Source organism: Streptomyces sp. NBC_00448, from assembly GCF_036014115.1.
GTDB lineage: Bacteria > Actinomycetota > Actinomycetes > Streptomycetales > Streptomycetaceae > Actinacidiphila.
In genome coordinates, this window is sequence record NZ_CP107913.1 from 2,723,158 (window position 1) to 2,747,390 (window position 24,233).

17 protein-coding genes are annotated in these 24,233 nt (G+C 71.5%); 11 read left to right on the forward strand and 6 right to left on the reverse strand.

What is annotated here, in order from left to right:
* Positions 1 to 18: 18 nt before the first annotated feature.
* A complete protein-coding gene (locus OG370_RS11625; RefSeq protein ID WP_328463272.1) occupies positions 19 to 2,325 on the reverse strand; it encodes a galactose-binding domain-containing protein in 2,307 nt (768 codons plus the stop codon).
* A gap of 170 nt (positions 2,326 to 2,495) precedes the next feature.
* On the opposite strand from OG370_RS11625, the gene OG370_RS11630 reads away from it, so the two are divergent.
* The 5 genes from OG370_RS11630 to OG370_RS11650 all read left to right on the forward strand — a co-directional run bounded on the left by OG370_RS11630 (position 2,496) and on the right by OG370_RS11650 (position 9,110).
* Entirely contained in the window at positions 2,496 to 3,521 is a 1,026-nt protein-coding gene (locus OG370_RS11630) for a LacI family DNA-binding transcriptional regulator (protein ID WP_328463274.1), read from the forward strand.
* 417 nt (positions 3,522 to 3,938) lie between these two features.
* Entirely contained in the window at positions 3,939 to 5,339 is a 1,401-nt protein-coding gene (locus tag OG370_RS11635; protein ID WP_328463276.1) for an ABC transporter substrate-binding protein, read from the forward strand.
* 90 nt (positions 5,340 to 5,429) lie between these two features.
* Positions 5,430 to 6,392: a carbohydrate ABC transporter permease gene (locus OG370_RS11640; protein WP_328463278.1), complete on the forward strand. Its 963-nt coding sequence runs from the start codon at positions 5,430 to 5,432 to the stop codon at positions 6,390 to 6,392.
* Positions 6,393 to 6,398: 6 nt separating this feature from the next.
* The gene (locus OG370_RS11645) at positions 6,399 to 7,292 is read left to right on the forward strand and encodes a carbohydrate ABC transporter permease (protein ID WP_328463280.1); all 894 of its coding nucleotides are present in this window, start codon (positions 6,399 to 6,401) and stop codon (positions 7,290 to 7,292) included.
* A 156-nt stretch (positions 7,293 to 7,448) separates the two neighbouring features.
* Positions 7,449 to 9,110, forward strand: coding sequence for a glycoside hydrolase family 13 protein (locus tag OG370_RS11650; RefSeq protein WP_328463282.1), 1,662 nt, complete (start codon positions 7,449 to 7,451; stop codon positions 9,108 to 9,110).
* A 245-nt stretch (positions 9,111 to 9,355) separates the two neighbouring features.
* Here OG370_RS11650 and OG370_RS11655 read toward each other — a convergent pair whose 3' ends face one another.
* Positions 9,356 to 10,180: a phosphotransferase family protein gene (locus OG370_RS11655; protein WP_328463284.1), complete on the reverse strand. Its 825-nt coding sequence runs from the start codon at positions 10,178 to 10,180 to the stop codon at positions 9,356 to 9,358.
* 106 nt (positions 10,181 to 10,286) lie between these two features.
* Between OG370_RS11655 and OG370_RS11660 the strand changes: the two genes are divergently transcribed.
* Positions 10,287 to 12,041: an NAD+ synthase gene (locus OG370_RS11660; protein WP_328463286.1), complete on the forward strand. Its 1,755-nt coding sequence runs from the start codon at positions 10,287 to 10,289 to the stop codon at positions 12,039 to 12,041.
* 99 nt (positions 12,042 to 12,140) lie between these two features.
* Here the strand turns inward: OG370_RS11660 and OG370_RS11665 are convergent, their stop codons facing one another.
* The 3 genes from OG370_RS11665 to OG370_RS11675 all read right to left on the reverse strand — a co-directional run bounded on the left by OG370_RS11665 (position 12,141) and on the right by OG370_RS11675 (position 15,828).
* On the reverse strand, positions 12,141 to 13,061 hold the full coding sequence (locus OG370_RS11665) for an endonuclease/exonuclease/phosphatase family protein (RefSeq protein WP_443060860.1): 921 nt from the start codon (positions 13,059 to 13,061) through the stop codon (positions 12,141 to 12,143).
* A gap of 521 nt (positions 13,062 to 13,582) precedes the next feature.
* The gene (locus tag OG370_RS11670; RefSeq protein WP_328463290.1) at positions 13,583 to 14,236 is read right to left on the reverse strand and encodes a TetR/AcrR family transcriptional regulator; all 654 of its coding nucleotides are present in this window, start codon (positions 14,234 to 14,236) and stop codon (positions 13,583 to 13,585) included.
* Entirely contained in the window at positions 14,233 to 15,828 is a 1,596-nt protein-coding gene (locus tag OG370_RS11675; protein ID WP_328463292.1) for an MFS transporter, read from the reverse strand. The genes OG370_RS11670 and OG370_RS11675 overlap by 4 nt, the downstream gene beginning before the upstream one ends.
* Before the next feature lie 168 nt (positions 15,829 to 15,996).
* Here OG370_RS11675 and panB point away from each other — a divergent pair, with 168 nt between their 5' ends.
* From panB to OG370_RS11700, 5 genes are all read left to right on the forward strand, one after another.
* Positions 15,997 to 16,860, forward strand: a complete 864-nt coding sequence (panB, locus tag OG370_RS11680) for a 3-methyl-2-oxobutanoate hydroxymethyltransferase (RefSeq protein WP_328463294.1) — start codon at positions 15,997 to 15,999, stop codon at positions 16,858 to 16,860.
* Between the two features lie 336 nt (positions 16,861 to 17,196).
* Positions 17,197 to 17,757 (forward strand): sigma-70 family RNA polymerase sigma factor, encoded by a 561-nt coding sequence (locus OG370_RS11685; RefSeq protein WP_328474012.1) that lies wholly within the window; start codon positions 17,197 to 17,199, stop codon positions 17,755 to 17,757.
* Positions 17,758 to 17,762: 5 nt separating this feature from the next.
* Positions 17,763 to 18,479: an anti-sigma factor family protein gene (locus OG370_RS11690; RefSeq protein WP_328463296.1), complete on the forward strand. Its 717-nt coding sequence runs from the start codon at positions 17,763 to 17,765 to the stop codon at positions 18,477 to 18,479.
* Positions 18,480 to 18,619: 140 nt separating this feature from the next.
* A complete protein-coding gene (locus OG370_RS11695) occupies positions 18,620 to 19,684 on the forward strand; it encodes an ATP-binding cassette domain-containing protein (RefSeq protein WP_328463298.1) in 1,065 nt (354 codons plus the stop codon).
* Positions 19,681 to 20,511, forward strand: coding sequence for an ABC transporter permease (locus tag OG370_RS11700; RefSeq protein WP_328463300.1), 831 nt, complete (start codon positions 19,681 to 19,683; stop codon positions 20,509 to 20,511). Before OG370_RS11695 ends, OG370_RS11700 begins: the two co-directional genes overlap by 4 nt.
* Positions 20,512 to 20,552: 41 nt before the next feature.
* Here OG370_RS11700 and OG370_RS11705 read toward each other — a convergent pair whose 3' ends face one another.
* Entirely contained in the window at positions 20,553 to 24,131 is a 3,579-nt protein-coding gene (locus tag OG370_RS11705) for an AfsR/SARP family transcriptional regulator (protein ID WP_328463302.1), read from the reverse strand.
* Positions 24,132 to 24,233: the final 102 nt, after the last annotated feature.

Sequence of the window (24,233 nt, forward strand, 5' to 3'; positions counted from 1 at the left end):
GTAGGGCCGTAGGGCGAACTACGAGGCGTAGGCCTCCAGTTCGGAGAGCTGGGCGGCGGGCCAACCCGTATTGGCCGTAAACGTGAGCTTCAGGTAGCGGGCGGAGGCCGAACCGAGGGAGACCGTCGCGGTGTTGCCGGAGGACGGGTCGAAGGTGTAGCCGGCCGAGGACTTGAGCGAGGTGAAGGTGGAGCCGTCGGTGGAGCCGAGGACGGAGAGGGTCTCGGTCCGGGTGGCCCACGCGGTGGCCGGCGGCAGCTTCAGGACGAGGCGGCCGACGGTCTGGGTGGAGCCGAGGTCGACGGTGAGGGACTGCGGGAAGGCGTTGTCCGTGCTCTCCCAGTAGGAGTTGGCGTCGCCGTCGACCGCGTTGGACGCGACATAGACGTCGTCGTGGCCGGTGTCGGTGGCCGGGCGGCCCTGCGCCAGGTTGCCGTTGGGCGGGGGCGTCGTGCCGCCGGTGGTCCCACCGTCGGTCGAACCGGAGGACGTACCCGAGGACGTACCGGAGGACGTGCCGCCGCTGCTGTCACCGGCACCCGGCTGCGGCCAGGTCGAGCAGTCGCCCCACGTGCCGGTCCACCCGCTGTTGCCCGTGCCCTGGTTGATGGTGAAGGGCGCGAGGCCCACCGGGTAGGAGCAGTTGTAGACGCCGGTGGCACCGGTGCCGGTGGCCGTGACGTTGCTGAACGTCGCGGAGCCGGGCGTCTCGGCCTGCACCACCACGGTCCCGGTGTTGGTCGCGGTCGCGCCGCTGACCGTGACCCCGCTGACGTCGTAGCCGTGGCCGCCGCCCGAGACGAACTCGAAGTCGCTGTAGGGGCTGTCGATGAAGGTGGTGTCACTGATCTGGACGTCCACCGTGGTGATCGCCGAGTCGTACGAGTCGACCCGCAACGCCCCCATCGGGTGGCTCCAGTTGGGGTTCATCGCGCCGGTGCGGATGAGGGTGTTCCCGGAGACCGTGACCTTGCCCGAGAGCGGGTTGAACGGCTGCAGGAACGCCTGGTTGGAGATGGCCATGCCGCTGCCGAGCGCGTTGGTGTCGGCGATCACGTTGTTCGACGCGGTGTTGTTCGAACCGCCGTAGATCGCGATGCCGTTGGCCAGGTTCGGCTGCACGATGGTGTTGCCGGTGAAGGTGTTGCCGGTGTCCGGCGAGCCCAGCGACCACATGGCGAGCGAGTCGTCACCCTGGTTGCGCAGGAAGTTGTTCTTGACGGTGACGCCCTGCGCGCTGCCGTCGAGGTTGAGGCCGTCAGCGGTGGTGCCGATGATCCGGTTGTTCTCGACGGTGAGGTTGTCGTTGTTGCCCGTCAGCCACAGGCCGCACTTCTCGCGCTGAATCCACATCCCGGAGACCACGGAGTTCGGACCGAGGCTGCCGGTGACGAAGCTGTCGGGCGAGCTGTCGTTGCGGGTGCTGACCGCGCCGATGACCGCGAAGTCGTAGAGCTTGGTGTTGCCGGTCGCGCTGGTCTGGTCGATGAAGTGCGAACTGTGCACCACCGAGTACCAGTTGCCCGCCCCGCGCACGGTGACGTCGTCGATCGGGAGCTGCGAGGTGATCGTGTAGACGCCGGACGGTATCCACACCTCCTTGCCCGCGGCCTTGGCGTCGGTGATCGCCTGGCGGAACGCCTGGGTCGAGTCGCCGCTGCCGCTGGGGTCGGCGCCGTCGTCGACCACCGAGACCGAGTTCGCGGGCTGCGCGGCGGCTGCCGCGACCTGCTCGAAGTCGGCCACGTCGATGGTGGCGGTGCCGGTGTCGCCCGAGTCGAGCTGGAGCTTGACCTTGTCGCCGGAACCGAGGTTCTGGCCCAGTTGTATACGGGAGTCGTCGAAGAAGTGGTGGGTCTTCGAGCCGGCGATGTTGCCGGTGTCCACGTAGCTGTACTGCGAGGTGACGGCGAGTTTCTGGCTGAGCTTGGTGCCGTTGACGTAGACCGACAGGGTGCCGGAGGCGCCCTGCGGCAGGTTGTAGGCGACGTCGACGGCGTTCGCCGCCTTGGTGAGGGTGAACTCGACGTACTGGCCCTGGTTGATGGTGACCGCCTGGCGGCCGGACGCCTCGGAGGCGACGGTGCCCTGGGTGTAGTCGGGCCCGATCACCTTCCCGTTGGTGTTTGCCGCTTCGGCCTCGTACTCCGTGAACGGCACCGACGCGCCGCCGCTGACGTCGAACGGCGAGACCGCCGACGCCTTGGCGGAGTTGGCCGCGCTGGCGGCCGGGGCGGTGAGGGTCAGGGCGATCAGGCCGCCCGCGGCCACTGCCGCCGCGGTGGCCGAGGCCAGCACAAGCGAGGAGCGACGTCTGGTGTCCATGGGGTGGGGGGGTTCCCTTCTGACGGGAGTCGCTGATGTGACGCACACCCTAGGGATGACGAACACGACACAGCAAGATGTCGATCGGATTTCGCAAAAATTGGATGGCTTGCAGAGATCCCGCAAATAGGCCGCAAGAAACTTGCGGTACCTGTACTAGAATCGACGCCATGACACGACGACTTGCCGAGGTGGCAAAGAAGGTCGGGGTGAGTGAGGCCACCGTCAGCCGCGTGCTGAACGGAAAGCCGGGCGTCTCCGATGCGACCCGGGCTGCGGTCCTCACCGCCCTTGACGTGCTCGGATACGAACGGCCCACCCAGCTGCGCGGGGAACGCGCCCGGCTGGTCGGCATGGTCATGCCCGAGCTGCAGAACCCCATCTTCCCCGCTTTCGCGGAGGTCGTCGGCGGTGCGCTGGCCCAACAGGGGTTCACTCCCGTGCTGTGCACGCAGACCGCCGGCGGCGTATCGGAAGCCGACTACGTGGAGTTGCTGCTCCAGCAGCACGTCTCCGGTGTGGTCTTCTTCGGCGGGCTCTACGCCCAGGCCGAGTCACCGCACGACCACTATGCCCGCCTGGCCGAGCGCAACCTGCCCACGGTGCTGATGAACGCGGCCATCGACCATCTCGACTTCCCCCGGGTCTCGTGCGACGACGCGGTGGCGGTCGAGCAGGCGATGAACCACCTCATCTCCCTTGGCCACCAACGGATCGCGCTGGTGCTCGGCCCGCCGGACCACGTGCCCTCGCGCCGCAAACTCGCCGCCGCCCGCCGGGTCGACCCCTCGGTCACCGTCGAGCACGCGCTGTTCACGCTGGAGGGCGGGCAGGCCGCGTCGAGCCGGCTGCTGTCCCGCGGCATCACGGCGTTCATCTGCGCGTCCGACCTGCTGGCGCTCGGCACGATCAGGGCCGCCCGCCGGCGCCGGCTGTCGGTGCCCGAGGACATCTCGGTGATCGGCTACGACGACTCCTCGCTGATGAACTGCACCGAGCCGCCGCTGACCACGGTCCGGCAGCCGATCGAGGCGATGGGGCGGGCCGCGGTGGACCTGCTCGCCGGCGAGATCAGCGGGGCCTCGGTCGACCACGACGAGCTCTTCTTCGAGCCGGAGTTGGTGGTCCGCGGGTCCACCGGACCGGTCCGCGACGCGGCCCGCATCCCCCACCCGGAGGCTCGCGCCAACGCGTGAACGGCGCCCGGTACTCCCGGGTACCCCCAGGGGCGCGAGGAACTGCGCGAGGAACCGGCCACGGGCCGGTGGTCCGGAAACTCACCGTTGCGGCTGGGCCTGCGGACCCGGCGCGCCGCGGCGACGGGCCGGTCGCGCGGTTTCCCGCGCCCCTGATTTGTGACCGCTACCCGTCAAGCCCCCTGACCAGCGGTCATGGGCCGCCGGCCCCCGAGGGCACCGCACACCTTCCCGTCGTAACCAAGTCGTGTCTTTGCGAAATTCACGCGACATCTTGCGGACATCTATCGGGTTAAGTACGTTGAGCCAACCCGGGACGGCGGCGCACTCTCGCGCCGGACAGCATGTGCCTCACGTGCCACGGGGGTCCCAGATCGCAGTCCAACGACGCGCAGTGGTTCAGGGGAAGGGTAGAAAATGAGCAGAATCGGCTACCGCAGACTGGTGGCAGTCGCGCTGGTCGCGGGGATCGGGTTGACCGGTGCCGCGTGTTCCAGCAGCAAGAAGGACGACTCCGGGAGCAAGCCCAGCAGCGCCAGCGCCGGAACCCCCTTGGACCCGAAGACCAAGGTGACCGTCAGCGTCGACTGCGAGCCGCCGACCACGAAGAAGGCCGAGCGCAAGGAGTGGATCGACGACGTAGCCGCGTTCAACAAGATCTACCCGAACGTCACGGTCAAGAGCAAAGACGCGTTCCCGTGCGAGGACCCGGCCAAGTTCACCGCGCAGCTGCAGGCCGGCAGCCAGACGGACACGTTCTACTCGTACTACACCGACCTCCAGCAGGTGCTGGACGCCGGCCAGGCCGCCGACATCTCGGAGTACGTCAACGCCAAGACGATCCCGAACCTGGCGGGCATCGACCCGAGCGTGCTCAACGTCCTCAAGGACAGCGGCAAGCTCTATGGTCTGCCCACCGCGAACTACAAGATGGGCCTGATCTACAACCGGAAGATCTTCCAGGAGGCCGGGCTCGACCCGAACAACCCGCCGACCACCTGGGACCAGGTCCGGCAGGACGCCAAGGTGATCAGCGACAAGCTGGGCAGCAAGGGCATCACCGGCTACATGGACAACTCGGCGGGCAACCAGGGCGGCTGGCACCTGGTCTCCGAGATGAACGGGGTCGGCGTCCGCGCGGTCAGCGAGGACGGCACCAAGGCCACCTTCAACGAGGCCGGCACCAAGCAGGTCCTGCAGACCCTGCACGACATGCGCTGGACCGACAAGTCCATGCCCGCCACCCCCGGCCTGGTCTGGGGTGACGTCCAGAAGGCGATGGGCACCGGCAAGATCGGCATGTACGTCGGCGCGCCCGACGACGTCACCCTTGAGGTGCAGCAGTACCACGCCGACTACAAGGACCTGGGCATGGCCCCGATCCCCGGCGGCAAGATCGCGCTCATGGGCGGCAACGACTACATGTTCAAGAAGTCGGACAGCCCGGACCAGATCAAGGCCGGCATCGCCTGGATCAACTTCAAGTACCTGACCCTCGGCAAGGGCCAGTTCAACTACGTGCGCACCAAGGCGGACGGCCTGCCGGTCGGCCTGCCCGAGCCCTTCTTCTTCACCGGTTCGGCGAAGGACCAGGACAACCAGCTCAAGGCCGCCAGCGCGACCATCCCGGTGGACAACTTCAAGTCCTACACCGGCGTGGACACCCCGGTGCTCGCCGAGCCGCCGAACGCGCAGAAGGTCTACACCGTCCTCGACACCGTGATGTCCGGCGTGCTGACCAACAAGAACGCGGACATCGACAAGCTGCTGAACACCGCGACCGACCAGGTGAACCAGCTCCTGGCCGCCAGTAGCTGACCGCACAGCCCCGCGGGGGCCGGTCCGGCGACCGGTCCCCGCTTCGCGGGCACCTGACATCACCGCACCACTTTCAGCCGAGGAGCCCTCATGGCGGCGACGACCGTCCCCGAGAAAACGACCAAGCGCCACGCCGGGCGCCCGGCCGGCCCAGGCCGACGTGCCGAGAGAAGCGGGCTGCGCCGCAAGGCGGCGGAGAACCTCCAGGCCTACGGCTTCCTCGTCGGCGCGGTCATCTGCTTCCTGGCCTTCTCGTGGTACCCGATGGTCCGCGAGTTCATCATGAGCTTCCAGGAGAAGAAGCGGGGCGTGACGTCCTGGGTCGGGATGAAGAACCTCGACCGCGTCTACCACGACCCGTTCTTCTGGACCGCGTGGAAGAACACCGCCGAGTACACCGGCTACGCGCTGGTCATCGGGTTCGCGCTGCCCTTCTTCGTGGCGATCATCCTCAACGAACTGCGGCACGCGCAGGCGTACCTGCGCATCCTCGTCTACCTGCCGGTGATGCTCCCGCCGGTGGCCGGCGGCCTGCTCTTCAAGTACTTCTACGACCCGGACTACGGTCTCTTCGACCACATCCTCAAGACGCTCCACCTACCGACGTCGCAATGGCTCGACTCGTCCCATACCGCGATGATCTCGGTGGTGATCGCGGCCACCTGGATGAGCATGGGCAGCGCCACCCTGATCTACCTGGCCGCGCTGCAGAACATACCCGGCGAGCTCTACGAGGCCGCCGACCTGGACGGCGCCGGGCTGTGGAGCAAGATCTGGCACGTCACGATCCCGCAGACCCGCATGGTGCTGTCGCTGATGCTGCTGCTGCAGATCGTGGCGACCATGCAGGAGTTCACCAACGTCTTCGTGCTGGCGGGCGGCAACGGCCCGGAGAACTCGACCATGACGGTCGTCTACATGATCTACCAGTACGGATTCCGCTACAACAACCTCGGAAGCGCCGCGGCGCTGGGCCTCTTCCTGCTGCTGGTGCTGATCGTCTTCTCGGGCGTCTACACGCGGCTGAGCCGGACCAGCGAGCAGGACGGATAACGGACCATGGCAGCCATCTCCTCGCAAGCGAACCGCACCCTGATCTCGTCGGCCGCGCTCAGCCGCCGCAAGGGCAGGATCACCTACCGGATCGTGCTGACCGTGGTGCTGATCGTCTTCACCCTGGTCTTCCTCGGCCCGCTGTACTGGATGGTCACCGGCGGCTTCAAGTCCGCCAGTGAGGTCGTCGCGAACCCGCCGACGTACTTCCCCAAGCACCCGAAGCCGGGCACCTACCACACCGCGTGGACCCAGCTGAAGCTCGCCAAGCTGCTCTTCAACACGCTGTACTACGCGTTCGGCGCGCTGCTCTTCCAGCTGGTCTTCGACGTCGCCGCCGCGTACGCGGTCTCCAAGCTGCGGCCGGTGTTCGGCAACATCATCCTGGCCGGCATGCTGGCCACGCTGATGATCCCGTCCGCGGTGCTGATCGTCCCGCAGTACGTCACGGTGCTCGACCTGCCGCTGCTGCACTTCAACCTGATCGGCACCCCGTGGGCGATCTGGCTGCCGACGGTGGCCAACGGCTTCAACATCTTCCTGCTGAAGCGTTTCTTCGACTCGATCCCGAACGACCTGATGCACGCCGCCTCGATCGACGGCGCCGGCCCGCTGCGCACGCTGTGGTCGATCATCCTGCCGATGTCCCGACCGATCCTCGGCGTGGTGTCGATCTTCGCGGTGGTCAACGTCTGGAAGGACTTCCTCTGGCCGATGCTGGTGGAGCCCGACCCGAACAAGCAGCCGATCAACCTCGGTATCAACTCGCTCTCGCAGGGCGTCCCGGAGAACGTCATCATCGCCGCGCTGGCCATCTCCGCGGTGCCGACCCTGCTGATCTTCCTGCTCTTCCAGCGCAACATCATGTCCGGTCTGACCGCGGGCAGCCTCAAGGGCTGACGCCCCGACCGCTCCTCCGGCCTTGCGACCGCACAACCCACGCACCCGCAAGCCCCATCCGCACCACCCAGCAGCACTCCGCCGCCGGCCCTCATGCCAGCATCCCCGCCATCAGGGGCCGGCGGCGGGGTCCCACCTGCCCGAAAGGACGTTGACGTGGCAGACACCCCTCAGCCCGAGGCCGACGAGAACTGGTGGCGCGGCGCGGTCATCTACCAGGTCTACCCGCGAAGCTTCGCTGACAGCAACGGAGACGGGACCGGTGATCTCGCCGGCGTGCGCTCCCGGCTGCCGTACCTGGCCGAGCTGGGCGTCAACGCCTTGTGGTTCAGCCCGTGGTATCCGTCGCCGATGGCCGACGGCGGCTACGACGTCGCCGACTACCGGGACGTCGAGCCGGTCTTCGGCTCGCTCGCCGAGGCCGAGAAGCTGATCTCCGAAGCCGTCGCGCTGGGCATCAGGACCATCATCGACATCGTGCCGAACCACATCTCCGCGGTGCACCCCTGGTTCAAGGAGGCCCTGGCGGCCGGCCCCGGCTCGCCCGCGCGCGAGCGGTTCTGGTTCCGGCCCGGCCGCGGCGAGCACGGCGAACTGCCGCCGAACAACTGGCCGTCGCAGTTCGGCGGCCCGGCCTGGACCCGCACCACCAACCCGGACGGCACGCCCGGCGACTGGTTCCTGAACCTCTTCGACTCCGAGCAGCCGGACCTGAACTGGAACCACCCGGAGGTCCTGGCCGAGCACGAGGACATCCTGCGGTTCTGGTTCGACCGCGGCGCCGGCGGCGTCCGCATCGACTCCGCGGCCATGGTCTCCAAGGACCCGGACCTGCCCGACCTGCCCGACCCGTCCGCGGGCGCCGACGCGGTGCTGCCCGCGCACCCGTACGTCGACCGCGACGACCTGCACGACATCTACCGCGACTGGCGGCGGATCGCCGACTCCTACCCCGGCACCCGCATCCTGGTCGGCGAGGTGTGGCTGCCGGACGCCGAGCGGTTCGCCCGCTACCTGCGGCCGGACGAGATGCACACCGCGTTCAACTTCGACTTCCTGGCCTGCCCGTGGGAGCCGGCCCGGCTGCGCACCTCGATCGAGACCACGCTGGCCGCGCACGCGCCGGTGAGCGCGCCCGCCACCTGGGTGCTGTGCAACCACGACGTGACCCGCACGGTGACCCGCTACGGCCGGCAGGACACCGGGTTCGACTTCGCCACCAAGGCGTTCGGGGTGCCGACCGACCTGGAGCTGGGCACCCGCCGGGCCCGGGCGGCGGCGCTGCTGACGCTGGCGCTGCCCGGCTCGGTCTACCTCTACCAGGGCGAGGAGCTGGGGCTGCCGGAGGTCGAGGACATCCCGACCGGCAAGTTGCAGGACCCGATGTACCTGCGCTCCGAAGGCACCAACCCGGGCCGCGACGGCTGCCGCGTGCCGCTGCCGTGGTCCGGTGACGTCCCGCCGTTCGGCTTCAGCCCGGCCGGCTCGGCCGAGTCGTGGCTGCCGCAGCCGGCGGAGTGGGCGGCGCGCACCGCCGCGATCCAGTCCGCCGACCCGGCGTCCATGCTCTCGCTCTACCGCGCCGCGATACGGCTGCGGAAGGACGAGCCCGAGCTGGGCGGCGACGGCCCGTTCGAGTGGCTCGACAGCGATGTCGAGGTGCTCGCCTTCCGCCGCTCGGACCGGTTCGTCTGCGTGGTGAACCTCGGCGAGGCCGCGGTGGAACTGCCCGCGCACGAGGAGCTGTTGCTCACGTCGGGGCCGCTGACGGAGAGTGGCCGGGTGCCGCAGGACACGGCGGTGTGGCTGCGCGTCTGACCGGACCACCTCCGGGGCGGGGGCGCCTTGCCAGGGCGCCCCTGCCACCCGGAACCCGTTCCCCCGTTGACCGGAAACGGTTACGGTGTTCCTGTGCGCGGTCGCCGGCGGCGGGCTTGGGTCCGTCGTCCGCGGGAGCGCGCGACAGCACGTGTGGGGCCGGCTCACCTTGTCAGGGTCGGCCCCATACGTATGCCCGGGCCCGGGTCGGCACGACCGGGTCGACACGTACGCCGGGCCCCGGCTCAGCCGAGCAGCCGTCGCAGCCGGCCGGCCTGGCGATCGGCCGTGCCGGGCGGGTTGCGGGGGTTTTCGGGGTCGTCGAAGCAGACCAGGAAGAGCCAGACCAGCGCCAGCAGCCTGCGGTACTGCCCGAGCCGGGCGCGTTCGGCGGCGCCGAGGTCGAACCGGCCCAGGAACGCCTCCACGTCGAGCGGGTGCTCGACCCAGGAGCCCGCGTGCTCGGTGATCTCCGCCAGCTCGAAGGGACGCTCGCTGCGGCCGGAGTCCTCGAAGTCGACCACCCGCACCCGGGCGCCGTCCCACAGGTAGTTGGCGAGGTTGCCGTCGCCGGGACCGAAGACCGCGGGAACGTCCGGTGCGGCGGCGGGGGCGCGCTCCAGGCCCGACCCGGCCAGCCATGCCAGGCCGCGGTCCATCGCGGCGCCCACCTCGGCGCCGACCCGCGGCCGGACGTCCGGCGTCCAGGCATGGATCTGGGCGACCAGCCGCTCCGGCCGGTTCGGGCGGGGCGGGACCGTACGCAGCACCTCGGCGGGCACCGCCGCGTACAGCTCGCCCACGGTCGCGGCCAGCGCCGCGAGCTGCCGGGCGTCCAGCGGCCGGCCCCGCAGCGGCTCGCCGGGCAGCCGCGACATCACCACGACCGGCTGCTCGGCGGTCAGGTCCGAGCCGCGCGGCGCGGGGGCGAGGCCGGGCGCGTGGGCGTCGAGCAGGGTCAGCGCCCGCCACTCGCGCCCGCACTCGTCGTGGCGTCCCCGCAGGAACGTCTTCACCACCCGGTCGGACCGGAGGTCGAGGGCGTGGGTGCTCCACGGAACGGCGCTCATGGCACCGATCCTCCCCCGCCCGCCCGCTCGGGCGCCACGTGTTCCGGGTCCGGTGTGGGAAGGGCGACAGCGACATCGCGTCGGGGTGACGATTAGACTGGGGGACGTGCCTCAACTACGCCTCGCACTGAATCAGATCGACTCCCGCGTCGGCGACATCGCCGGGAACCGCGCGGAGGTGCTGCGCCGTACCCGGTACGCGGCCGAGCAGGGTGCCCACCTGGTCGCGTTCCCCGAGATGATGCTGACCGGCTACCCCGTCGAGGACCTCGCCCTGCGCGCGTCGTTCGTCGAGGCCAGCCGGGCCGCGCTGGTGGACCTGGCGCGCGAGCTGGCCGCGGAGGGGCTGGGCGGACTGCCGGTGGTGGTCGGCTACCTCGGCCGCAGCGAGAACGCCCAGCCGAAGTACGGCCAGCCCGCCGGCGCGCCGCAGAACTGCGCGGCGGTGCTGCACGGCGGCAAGGTCGCGCTGCGCTTCGCCAAGCACCACCTGCCGAACTACGGGGTCTTCGACGAGTTCCGCTACTTCGTGCCGGGCGACACGATGCCGGTGATCCGGGTCGGCGGCGTCGATGTGGCGCTGGCGATCTGCGAGGACCTGTGGCAGGACGGCGGCCGGGTGCCGGGCGCCCGGGAGGCCGGCGCGGGCCTGCTGCTGTCGGTCAACGCCTCGCCGTACGAACGCGACAAGGACGACACCCGGCTGGATCTGGTCCGCAAGCGCGCCCGGGAGGCCGGCTGCACGCTGGCCTACCTGGCGATGGTCGGCGGGCAGGACGAGCTGGTCTTCGACGGCGACTCGATCGTGGTCGGGCCGGACGGCGAGGTGATCGCCCGGGCGCCGCAGTTCGCCGAGGAGTGCGTGCTGCTCGACCTGGAACTGCCCGCGGCAGCCGCCGAGGTGCCCGCGGGACGGGTCGCGGACGGCCTGGAGCTGCGCCATGTGACGCTCTCCGCGGAGCCGGTCCCCGCGTACCGGCCGGAGTTCACCGGCGTCGAGACCGAACGGCTGAGCGACGAGGCGGAGATCTACGGCGCGCTGGTCACCGGCCTGCGCGCGTACGCCGAGAAGAACGGCTTCCGCTCGGTGCTGATCGGGCTGTCCGGCGGTATCGACTCCGCGCTGGTCGCGGCCCTGGCGTGCGACGCGGTCGGCGCGGAGAACGTGTACGGGGTGTCGATGCCGTCGGCGTACTCCTCGGACCACTCCAAGGGCGACGCGGCCGAGCTGGCCCGCCGCACCGGGCTCAACTTCCGTACGGTGTCGATCGCCCCGATGTTCGACGCGTACATGGAGTCCCTGAAGCTGACCGGGCTCGCCGAGGAGAACCTCCAGTCGCGGCTGCGGGGGGTGACGCTGATGGCCATCTCCAACCAGGAGGGCCAGATCGTGCTCGCCCCGGGCAACAAGAGCGAGCTGGCGGTCGGTTACTCCACTCTCTACGGCGACTCGGTGGGGGCGTACGGCCCGATCAAGGACGTCTACAAGACCACCGTCTTCCGCCTGGCCCGCTGGCGCAACGCGGACGCGGAGGCGCGCGGTGAGACGCCGCCGATTCCGGAGAACTCGATCGTCAAGCCGCCGAGCGCGGAGTTGCGGCCCGGCCAGGTCGACACGGACTCCCTGCCGGACTACGACGTGCTGGACCGCGTGCTGGAGCTGTACGTCGACCGGGACCAGGGCCGCGACGAGATCGTCGCGGCCGGGTACGACGAGGAGTTGGTCACGCGCGTGCTCAAGCTCACGGACACGGCGGAGTACAAGCGGCGGCAGTACCCGCCGGGTACCAAGATCTCGGCGAAGGGTTTCGGCAAGGACCGCCGCCTGCCCATCACCAACCGCTGGCGCGAAGGGGGTTGAGCGGACCCGCCCGGCTGCCCCGTCCCCGCCGTACGGGACCTCGCGGTCCGCGGTGGCTTGTCGCGCGACCGGCGGACAGGGGCACCCCGGAGGGTCCCGTCAGGGCAGTTCGAGCCGCGCTGCCACCGGGAGGTGGTCGCTGCCGGTCTTGGGGAGGGTCCAGGAGGAGACCGGCTCGATTCCCCTGACCATGATCTGGTCGATCCGCGCCATCGGGAAGGACGCCGGCCAGCTGAAGCCCATGCCGTTGCCGGCCGCGCCCTGGGTGGAGCGCATCTGGGAGGTGACGGAGGCGAGCGCGCGGTCGTTCATGGTGCCGTTGAGATCGCCGAGGAGCACCACGTGCGGCAGTTGCTCCGCGGCGATCGCCTTGCCGAGCGCGTCGGCGGCCCGGTCGCGCTGCCCGGCGGTGAAGCCCGCGTCGAACTTCACCCGCACCGACGGCATGTGCGCCACGTACACCGCGACCTTCCCGTGCGGGGTGTCGGCGGTGGCGCGCATGGCCCGGGTCCAGCCCAGCCGGATGTCGACCGGGCGGACCGAGCTGAGCGGGTACTTGCTCCACAGCCCGACGGTGCCCTGCACGGAGTGGTACGGATACGCGGCGGCGAGGTCGCGGCTGTAGCGGGACACCTCGTCGGAGGCCAGCTCCTCCAGGGCGACCAGGTCGGCGTGGGCGGCGATCACGTCCTTGGCGGTGCCGTCGGGGTCGGGGTTCTCGGCGTTGACGTTGTGCGTGAGCACGGTCAGGTCGCCGCCGGACCCGGACTTGTCGGTCATCAGCCCGCCGAAGAGGTTGAACCACACCACGGCCGGCAGCACCACCGCGATCAGCGCGGTGACCGAGCGGCGCAGCACCGCCACCACGAGCAGCACCGGCACGATCAGCCCGAGCCAGGGCAGGAACGTCTCCAGCAGGCTGCCGAGGTTGCCGACCCGGTTCGGCACCCGCGCGTGGAAGACCAGCAGGCCGGTCAGCACCACGGCGACCACCGCCGTCGCGATCCCGCGCCGCCACATCCCGTCCGGCCGCCACCATCGCAGGAAGCGGGCGCGCAGCCGGTCTCGCGCTCCGGACGCGGCTCCCGACCCTGCCGGGTCGCCGCCGTCCGTGCTCGCGTCCGTGCTGTTCTGCGCCTGCGTCATAGAAGTCCTTGCCTGCCGCTTGCGGGTGCTTCAGAACCCTAGGGCCTGTCGTCGGATCTCCGCGGCGTCGCACCGCCCGGCAGGTGCGTCTGCCGCGTTGTCGTCGGTCACCGGCTCACCGGACACCGCTCCTTCAACCGCGGAGTGCCAACACGGAGTTCCCACGCGGAGATCCGTGCGACCGACCCGAGGCGACCCTACGGGATTCGTATGTGAACCGACGGCTTGACGGGGGTGTCGGGTTCCGCGGCACGGCACTTACCGGGAGGACTGTGACAAGACCATCACACAGCGGCCGGCGACCCCCTCGGATTCTTCCGGGTGGGCCGCCGGCCGATGACGAGGACAGATGACGCTGACAGATGACGGTGACGGTGACGGTGACGGGTGACGGGTCAGTCGCGGGGGCGCATCCCGTCCAGGAGGGTGTCCACCACGCGGTCGGCGAGGTCCTCGGGGAGCGAGGAGTCCGGGCGCAGGGTGGCGCGGGCGAGCACGGGACCGGCCACCATGTCGCAGAGCAGTTCGAGGTCGGTACCGAGTTCGGGGCGGATCTGGCCGGTGGCGATCCCGCGCTCCAGCAGCCCCCTGAGCATCTGGCGGCGGCCGGCGATGACGGTGTCGTGGTAGCGCTTCCACAGCCGCGGGTTGCTCTGCATCTGCGTCACCATGGTCCGCAGCAGCGCGGACTCCCGCTTGGCGAGGCTGTGCCGGCGGATGAACTCGACCGCGCAGACCAGGTCCGCACGCAGGTCGCCGGTGCGGCTGACCGGTGGTGGCGGGTCCACGGTGTCGAGCACGTCGAACAGCAGCGCGTCCTTGCCGGACCAGCGCCGGTACACCGTCGCCTTGCCGACGCCCGCTTCCCGGGCGATGCCCTCCATGGTCAGGTCGCCGATCGACGTGCCCTCGGAGATCAGCCGCAGCACGGTGTCGATGACCGTACGGTCGACGGCCGCGTTGCGCGGGCGTCCGCGCGGTGCCGTGGCCGCCGCCGTACCGTCCGGCGTACGGTCCCCGGCACCGCCCGCCGGCGTGCCCTCCGTCACTGCTCGACTCCCACCATCTCCCGCTCCTCCGAGCCGCCGCCGGCCGCGCGCGCCGGTGCGTCCTTGGGGGGCAGGAAGGCGAGCGCGATCACGCCGCCGATGATCGCGACCGCCGCGGAGGCGGCCGCGGTGATGTGCATGGCGTGGATGAACGCGTCGTTGGCGGGCTGGATCAGCACGTTGCCGCGCGGGCCGATCTTCTGCGCGACGCCGAGGGTCGCCTCGATCGACTCGCCGGCCGCGTGCCGCTTGTCGGCGGGCAGGCTGCCGAGGTGGGTGCTGATGCCGTTGCGGTAGACGGTGGACATCACCGAGCCGAGCACGGCCACGCCGAGGGCGCCGCCGACCTGCCGGAAGGTGTTGTTGACCGCGGAGCCGGAGCCGGCCTTCTCGCGCGGCAGCGACGACATGATCATCACGGTGGCGGGCGGCATGACGTGCGCCATCGCGGTGCCCATCACGAAGAACAGCACCTCCAGCTCCCAGATCGGGGTGGACTGGCCGAGCATGAGGAAACCGAGGAAGGACAGCCCGGTCAGCACCATGCCGCCGGCGCACACCACCCGGGCGCCGAGCTTGTCGACCAGCAGCCGGGCGCGCGGCGCGAACACCATCTGGGCGGCGGCCAGCGGGAGCAGCAGCAGGCCGGACTGGAGGGCGCTGTAGCCGCGGACCGACTGGGTGTAGAAGACGATGAAGAAGGTCACGCCCATCAGCGCGAAGAAGACCAGGCCGATCGCGGCGACCGAGGCGGAGAACTGCCGCTTCTTGAAGTAGGCGACGTCCAGGGCCGGGTGGTCGCTGCGCGCCTCGTACCAGACGAAGCCGCCGAGGATGGCGAGGCCGCCCACGGAGGTGACCCACACCTCCGGGCGGGTGAAGTCGCCGTACTGGCCGCCTTTGATGATGCCGTAGATGAGCAGCACCAGGCCGGCGATGGACAGCAGCACGCCGACCGGGTCGAGCCGGCCTGGCCGCGGGTCCTTGGAGTCGGGCACGATCAGGAACATCGCGATCAGCGCGGCGACCACGATCGGCACGTTGACCAGGAAGACCGAGCCCCACCAGAAGTGCTGGAGCAGCAGGCCGCCGGTGATCGGGCCGACCGCGATGGCCAGGCCGACCACGCCCGCCCAGATGCCGATGGCGCGCGGCTGCTCCTCGCGCTCGAAGACGTTCATGATGATGGCGAGGGTGGCGGGCATGATGAACGCGCCGCCCAGGCCCATCACGCCGCGCCAGGCGATCAGTTCGCCCGCGGAGCCGGCGAACGCGGACAGCGCGGAGCCGCCGCCGAACACGAACATGCCGAAGAGCAGCACCTTCTTGCGGCCCAGCCGGTCGCCCAGCAGGCCCGCGGTGAACAGCAGGCCGGCGAAGACCAGGGTGTACGAGTTGATCGCCCACTCCAACTCGCTCTGGCTGGCGCCGAGTCCGGTCGGGGCGGGTTGGGCGATCGTCTTCATCGCCACGTTGAGGATCGAGTTGTCCAGCACCACGACGAGCAGGCTGAACAGCAACACGGTGAGGATCGCCCAGCGGCGGCGATGGATCGCCTCGGGCACCTTGGTGACAATCACGTCAGCGGCCATTGCACGAGGGTACCCCATTTACGATACGGCCCCGTCTCGTATCGTAAAGCCCGGGTAAAAGCAGCACCTCATCGGAGGGCTTTCGGCGCGGCGCCGGGCGTGTCAGCATGGGAGGTGGTCCGGGGACGCCGTCAGGGCGCCTCGAGATGACATGAAGGAGCCGTCACCATGACGCAACTTCCGGCTGCCCAGAACCCAGCCGACAACCCCAAGGCGCTCTACGGCGGGACCGGCTCCCGCCGGGTGACCGTGCGTGACCTGGGCGCTGCCAAGGAGCGCGGCGAGAAGTGGCCCATGCTCACCGCGTACGACGCGATGACCGCGTCCGTCTTCGACGAGGCGGGCATCCCCGTGCTGCTGGTCGGTGACTCGATGGGCAACTGTCACCTCGGCTACGACACCACCGTGCCGGTCACGCTCGACCACATGACGATGCTGTCCGCCGCCGTCGTCCGCGGCACCCGGCGGGCCCTGATCGTCGGCGACCTGACCTTCGGCTCGTACCAGGAGGGCCCGGTGCAGGCCCTGCGCAGCGCGACCCGGCTGGTGAAGGAGGCCGGCGTCGGCGCGGTGAAGCTGGAGGGCGGCAAGCGCTCGCTGGCCCAGACCGAGGCGCTGGTCGAGGCCGGCATCCCGGTCATGTCGCACATGGGCCTGACCCCGCAGTCCGTGCACACCCTGGGCTACCGCGTGCAGGGCCGTGGCGACGAGGCAGCGCACCGCCTGATGCAGGACGCCAAGGCCGCGCAGGACGCGGGCGCCTTCGCGCTGGTGCTGGAACTGGTGCCGAGCGAGGTCGCCGCCGAGATCACCCGCACCCTGGAGATCCCCGTGATCGGCATCGGCGCCGGCCCCGACACCGACGCGCAGGTGCTGGTGTGGACCGACATGGCCGGGATGACCGGCGGCAAGGTGCCGCGCTTCACCAAGCAGTACGCCGACCTGCGCCGCACCCTGGGTGACGCGGCGAAGGCGTACGCGCAGGACGTGGTGGGCGGGGAGTTCCCGGCCGAGGAGCACACCTTCCACTGACGTCGAGGTGGCCAGGCGGGCGGGTCCGGGTGGGTCCGGGCCCGCCCGCCTGCGCCTGCCGCGGCTTTTCCGCCGCCCGGATGAGACATTCCGGCCGCGGGTCCGTACGGAGGGCGTGAGCGCCGCCGCCGCGGCGACCCGCCACCCTCGGAAAGCCACCCGCTGATGTCTCGATCCGCGATACGCGAACTCGACCGGGAGCCGCCGGTGCGGCAGGATGCGCCCGTGGACGGACCCCCTCCGGAGCTACCGGAACAGGCCGGTGCGGCGCGGCCGCCCGGCCCGCCCGGGCCCGACGGCACGGCCCGGCCCGGTGCGGTGGCCGGCGCTGGGCCGGTGGCCGGCGCCGAGCCCGCGCCCGGGTCCGCGCCCGGGTCCGACGGCGCGGTCCCGGAGGAAGACCTCATGCGGGCGCTGTACCGCGAGCACGCGGGCGCCCTGTTCACCTACGTCCTCAAGCTCGTCGCGGGCGACCGCCACCTCGCCGAGGACGTCGTGCAGGAGACGCTGCTGCGGGCCTGGAAGAGCGCGGCGCAGCTCGACCCGGCGGCCAGGTCGCTGCGGCCCTGGCTGGTCACCGTCGCCCGGCGGATCGTGATCGACGGCCACCGCAGCCGGCAGGCCCGGCCCCCCGAGACCTCCCCCGCCGCCCTGGACCTGCTGCCGGCGCGCGACGAACTGGAGCGCTCGCTGCGCCTGATGACGATCTCCGACGCCCTCCAGGACCTGTCCCCCGCCCACCGCGAAGCACTCGTCGAGACGTACTTCAAGGGCCGTACAGTCAGCGAGGCGGCCGAGGAGCTGGGGCTGCCGCCCGGCACCGTACGGTCCCGGGTCTTCTACGCGCTGCGCGCCGCACGGAACGCACTGGAGGAGAGAGGGGTGACCACCTCGTGAACCCCATGACGCCTCATGTGGACGTGGGCGCCTATCTGCTCGGGGCCCTCGACGACGCGGAGATGTCGGCGTTCGAGGAGCACCTGGCCGGGTGCGACGAGTGCGGGCGGGAGCTGGACGAGCTGAGCGGGGTGGTGCCGGTCCTCGCCGAGCTGCGGGAGGACGGGATCGGCCTCCCCGAGCCGCCCGGCGACGCGCTGCTCGACCGGCTGCTGCGGCAGGTCTCCGGCGAGCGCCGGGCCCGCCGCAGGCGGCGGCTGGTCGCGGTCGCGGTGGCCGCGGCGCTGGTCGTCGGCGGGCCCACCGTCGCGGTGCTGGCCACCCACGACGGCACCGCCACCCCTGCCGCCAGTGCCCTCCCGAGCGCGCAGGACTCGGCGCGCGACCCGTCGACCGGGGTGTCCGCCGTCGTCGGGCTCACCGACAAGGCGTGGGGCACCGCGGTCAGCCTGCGGCTGGCCGGGGTACGCGGCCCGGACCACTGCCACCTGGACGCCGTGGGCCGCGACGACTCCCGGGAGACCGTCGCGACCTGGTCGGTGCCGCAGGGCGGGTACGACACGGGCGGGCAGCCCAAGGCGCTGACCGTGAGCGGCGCCACCGGGATGCACCCGACGGCGATCAGCCGGTTCGAGGTGCGCGCCGCCGACGGCACCCTGCTGCTGAGCATCCCGCAGGCCGGCGCGCAGCCCACGGACCGCCCGCGCGGCACCGCCGGCTGACCCGGCGGACGCCCGGCGATCACCGTACCGTCTCGTCAGCACCGCGCTGACCTGCTGCTTTCGTCACCGATATCCCGCCGACATATCGCTGTCGGTGGGATATCGGTGCCGTGTCGGTGAGCCCCTGCATGGTGGTGGACATGACGACGCGACTGACAGAGAACGGTGGGACCGCCGCCGTCGAGGTGCGCGGTCTGGTCAAGCACTACGGCCCGACCAAAGCCCTCGACGGGGTGGATCTGGAAGTGCGCCAGGGCACGGTGCTCGGCGTCCTCGGCCCGAACGGGGCCGGCAAGACCACGCTCGTACGGGTGCTGTCCACGCTGGTGCGGCCGGACGCCGGCAGCGCCCACGTGGCGGGCTACGACGTACTCAAGCAGCCCCGGCAGCTGCGCCGGGTGATCGGGATGACCGGGCAGTACGCCTCGGTCGACGAGAAGCTCTCCGGCCGGGAGAACCTGTACATGATCGGGCGGCTGCTCGACCTTCCCCGCAAGGAGGCCAGGTCCCGCGCCGACGAACTGCTGGAGCGCTTCTCGCTCACCGAGGCCGCCAAGCGGCCGGCGATGCAGTACTCCGGCGGTATGCGCCGCCGCCTCGACCTGGCGGCGAGCATGATCGGCCGCCCCGCGGTGCTCTACCTGGACGAGCCGACCACCGGCCTGGACCCCCGCACCCGCAACGAGGTGTGGGAGGAGGTGCAGCGGATGGTCGTCGAAGGGGCGACGGTGCTGCTCACCACCCAGTACATGGAGGAGGCCGAGCAGCTCGCCCACGAGCTGACGGTCATCGACCGCGGCCGGATCATCGCCGGCGGCAAGGTCGCCGAGCTGAAGGCGAAGGTCGGCGGCCGCACCCTGCGGATCAGGCCGAGCGAGGCCACAGAGGCCGCCGGGATGGCCGCCGCGATCGCCGAGGCCGGGCTCGACGGCGTCGCGGGCGCCCGCACCGACGACGACGGCCTGGTCAGCGTGCCGATCCTCAGCGACGACCAGCTCACCGCCGTGGTGGGGCTGCTGGGCGCCCGCGGCTTCGGCATCGCGCACATCGAGACCCACCTGCCCAGCCTGGACGAGGTGTTCCTCGCCGTCACCGGCCAGAAGGCGTCGGTCGCGGAGGACGGGCCCACCGGGAGCGACGGGCCCGGCCCGGCCGCCCCGCACAGCACGACGAACGCGCAGCAGAACGTGGAGGTCTCGGTATGAGCGCGGCTTCGGCCACACTGGCCGCACCGGCGAAGGTCACGGCGAACGAGGGCAGGATCGGCGTACGGGCCAACCTCCGGCACATCGGTGCCCTGGCCCGCCGCAACATGCTCCAGATCAAGCAGGACCCGGAGTCGATGTTCGACGTCCTGCTGATGCCGGTGATCTTCACCCTGCTCTTCGTCTACGTCTTCGGCGGCGCGGTCTCCGGCAAGGGGCACCAGCACGCGTACGTGGACTACGTGGTCCCCGGCCTGATGGCGATGATGGGCATGAACATCGCCATGGCGGTCGGGACCGGCATCAACGACGACTTCCGGAAGGGGGTCATGGACCGGTTCCGCACGATGCCGATCGCGCGGTCCTCGGTACTGATCGCGAAGATCGTGGTCGAGGTCGGCCGGATGATGATCGCGATGGCGATCCTGCTCGGCATGGGCTTCGCGCTCGGCATGAGCGTCGGAACGGACGTCCCGCACCTGCTGCTGGCGGTGCTGCTGTCCCTGGTCTTCGGCGCCTCGCTGATGTGGATTTTCATTCTGCTGGGTCTGACGATGAAGACGGCCCAGGCGGTCCAGGGGGTGGCCATGCTCGTGCTCATGCCGTTGCAGTTCGGCAGTTCCATCTTCGCCAAGCCGACCACGATGCCGGGCTGGCTGGAGAGCTTCACCAAGGTCAATCCGCTCTCCAACCTGGCGGACGCGTCAAGGGCGTTGATCAACGGCGGCCCGGTGGCGCACTCGGTGTGGATGGTGGTGGCCTGGTCGATCGGCATCACCGTGGTGACGGCGCCGCTGGCGGTGGCGCGGTTCCGCAAGAAGACCTGAGCGTCCGTTGGCACCGCGGACCGGTGCCACCCGACGGACCGTCAGTCCACGTCGCACATCAGGGCGACGGCCTCGGCGACATCGAGGTCGTCGCCCTCGGCGAACGCGGCGGCGAACCCGGCCTCGCCGAGCAGTGCGCGCAGCCGGCGCCGGGTGTTCTCGATGTCGCGGGCCTCCAGCGGGGCGATCGCCAGCGGGCGCAGCCGGTCGTGCGCGGACAGCAGCGTGGCCGCGCGGGTCAGCCGCTCCGGCCTGACCCCGGGCTCGGACTCGGCGAGCAGGACCAGCAGTTCGACGACTCCCGGCGACATCACGATCGCCAGCCGGGGCGTGATCACCTGGGCCAGCGGGTGGCGGCTCATCTCGGCGATGCCGTCAGCGAGCAGGGCCAGCCCGCGCGCCGGGTCACCGGACCGGCCCACCAGGTAGCCCTTCATGCCGTTGAGCATCCCGCTCACGAAGCCGGGCACCGGGGAGCCGCCGCCGTTGCTCTCCGTGATGGTCTTCTCGACCAGTTCCAGGGCCTCGGGCAGCCGGTCCCGGCGGGAGAGCAGACCGGCGAGCTGCACCCTTCCGTAGAAGGCGGCGCCGTAGCTGGCCGAACCGAACCGCTCGGCGTCCGCGATGCCCTCGCGCATCACCCGCTCGCCCTCCGCCACCTCCCCGATGCTCGCCAGCGCCTCACCGAGCCGGACCATCAGCACCGGCACGTGCTGGTGCGCGCCCATCTTGCGGGCCAGCGCGATGCCCTCGCGGCAGCAGCGGGCCGCCCGCGGCCAGTCGCCCATGTTGCCGGCCGCCTCGGCCTCCCCCGACAGCGTCTCCGCGGTGCCCCACTCGTCGCCGATCCGCTCGAACAGCCGGCGGCTCTCGCCGATGTCCTCCAGCGAGACGTCCAGCCGCTCGCTGATGTCGTTGTTCACCTTCGCCCGCAACTGCAGGGCGAAGGCCAGCTCCCAGGTGCGGCCGAAGCGGCGGCAGCACTCGACGGTCTCGTCCATCAGCTCGTGCACCCGCTCGAGGTCACCGGAGAAGAACGCGCCGAAGGACCGGGCGATGCCCGGCTGCCGGGCGGACTGCGGCAGGTGCGGCGGATAGGTCTCGATCAGGGCCCTGCCGACCCTGACGATGTTGTCGTCGGACCACCAGTCGTTCTCGTTGTCGTGGGCGGACAGCTCGATCACCCGGACGTGCCGGCGCGCCTCCAGCAGCCGCTCGCCCTCCAGCGGCGGCGGGTCGTCCAGCGGGGCCCTCTCGACCGGCTCCAGGTTCGGCGGCTCGGCGAACGGGTCCGGGCCGAGCGCGGCCGCCGCGGCCGGCCAGTACAGCCGCTCCGAGACGTAGTTGCGCACCTCCCAGAACCAGGCGCAGCCGATCACCAGCAGCAGCGCCTCCTGCTCGTCCTCGGCGTCCACCGCCCGGCGCAGCGCGGCCCGCAGGTTGTCGTGCTCACGCTCCAGCCGCTCGAACCAGACGAGTTGGCCGTGCTCGCGCAGTCCCGGGTCGGCGGCGCGGACGTACTCGCGGAAGTAGACGACATGCCGGCGCTCGACGGAGGCGCGCTCGCCGGACGCGTCGAGCCGCTCGGCGGCGTACTCGGAGATGGTCTCCAGCATGCGGTAGCGGGAGCCGTCCTCGTCCTGGTCGGCCAGCACCAGGGACTTGTCGACGAGGGAGGCGAGCAGGGCGGCCGCGTCCGGCGACGCTATCCGGTCCGCGGCGGACGCCGCGCTCCCGGCCGGCGTCCCGTCGCCGGGCTCCGCGCCGGGCGCCGGGTCCGCGCAGACCGCCTCGACCGCGTCCAGGGTCCAGCCGCCGCGGAAGACCGCCAGCCGGCGCAGCAGGACGCGCTCGGCCAGGTCGAGCAGGTCCCAGGACCAGTCGACGACGGCACGCAGGGTCTGCTGGCGGGGCAGGAGCGTACGGCTGCCGCCGGTGAGCAGGCGGAAGCGGTCGTCGAGCCGGTCGGCGAGCTGCCGCGGCGACAGGCTGCGCAGCCGCGCCGCGGCGAGTTCGATCGCCAGCGGCAGGCCGTCGAGCCGCCGGCACAGCTCCGCGCAGGCCACCGGGTCGTCGTCGACCGAGAAGCCCGGGCGGGCCGCCGCGCCCCGGTCGGCGAGCAGGCGCAGCGCGGTCGGGTCCGGCAGCGGGTCCAGCGGGCGCACCAACTCGCCGGGTACGCCGAGCGGTTCGCGGCTGGTGGCGAGCACCGACAGGCCCGGGCAGTTCGCCAGCAGCGACTCCGCGAGGGTGGCGGCCGCGTCGATGACGTGCTCGCAGTTGTCCAGCACGAGCAGCAGTTCGCGGCTGGAGCAGTAGTCGGCGAGCTGCCGTGCCGCGTCGCGCGGGCCGGTCTCCGCCGCGATCGCCACCTCGGCGGCGCTGCCGGAGTGCAGCAGCGTCTCGCGCAGCCCGAGCGAGCTGATCACCGCCTCGGGGAGGGTGCGCGGGTCGCTCACCGGGGCCAGCTCGGCGTACCAGACGCCGTCGGCCCAGCGGCCCGCGACCAGGTCACCGGCCTCCTGGGAGAGCCGGGTCTTGCCGGTGCCGCCCGGGCCGGTGATCGTCACCAGCCGCCCCTGCGCGAGGTCCTGCCGCACCGCCGCGAGGTCGCTCTCCCGGCCGACGAAGCTGGTCAGCCGGGCGCGGGCGTTGCCGAGCCCGCGCTCCACGGACCCATGGCCGCCCGCGGTACGGCCCCGGTCCGGGTCGGCCACGGCCGCGCCGCCGGCGGGCGTGCGGTCGTACGTCCAGCCCGCGGGCGCGCCGTCGGCGGAGTCCGCGCCGGGGGCGGGGGTGTAGGTGTGGGCGTGGCTACGGGCGGGCGGTGTGCCGGTCGCACCGGGGCGGCTCCGCGGGCCGTGGTCGCCCTCGCCGGCCCGGTCGGACGGCGCGGCCGGTGCCGGGTGGAGCAGTTCCGCGTGCAGGCGGCGCAGTTCGTCGCCGGGGTCGGCGCCGAGCTGGTCGGCGAGGTCGCGGCGGACCGCCTCGTACGCGGTGAGCGCTTCCGCGGTACGGCCGGCGGCGCGCAGGGCGCGGATGTGCAGGGCCCGCAGCGGCTCGTCCAGGGGGTGCTCGGCGGCCAGTTCGGCGAGTTCGGGCAACACCTGCCCGGCCCGGCCGAGCGCGAGCTGCGCGGTCAGCCGCTGCCGGTGGGCGTCCAGCCGCAGCGCCTCGCTGCGTACGGCGGCCGTGCCCCGGTCCGGCAGGTCGGCCAGCGCCGGGCCGCGCCACAGCGCGAGCGCGTCGCCGAGCAGCCCGGCGGCCTTCACCGGGTCGCCCTCGGTCAGCGCCTGCGCGCCTTCCTCGGCCAGCCGCTCGAAGCGGTACAGGTCCACGTCGTCGCGGGCCGCCTCCAGCCGGTAGCCGCCGCCGACCGACCCGACCGCGTCGTGCCCCAGCGCCCGCCGCAGCCGCCCGACCAGCGCCTGCAACGCCCCGGTGGCCCCGGTCGGCGGCTCGCCGTCCCACACCTCGTCGATCAGGACGTCCGCGCCGACCACCCGGCCGGGCCGCAACGCCAGCGCGGTGAGCAGCGCGCGCAGCCGGCCGCCCGCGAGCGCGACGGGTTCGCCGTCGCCCCGCAGGGCCTGAGTGGAGCCGAGGATCGTGTATCGCACGGCCCCATTCTGACGGAGTCGGCGTGGCCGGTGTCACGAAGTGCGCGGGGCCGGCGGCGCGGTAGCGCCCGGCCACGGCGGATAGCGGCGGGTGCGGGCCGG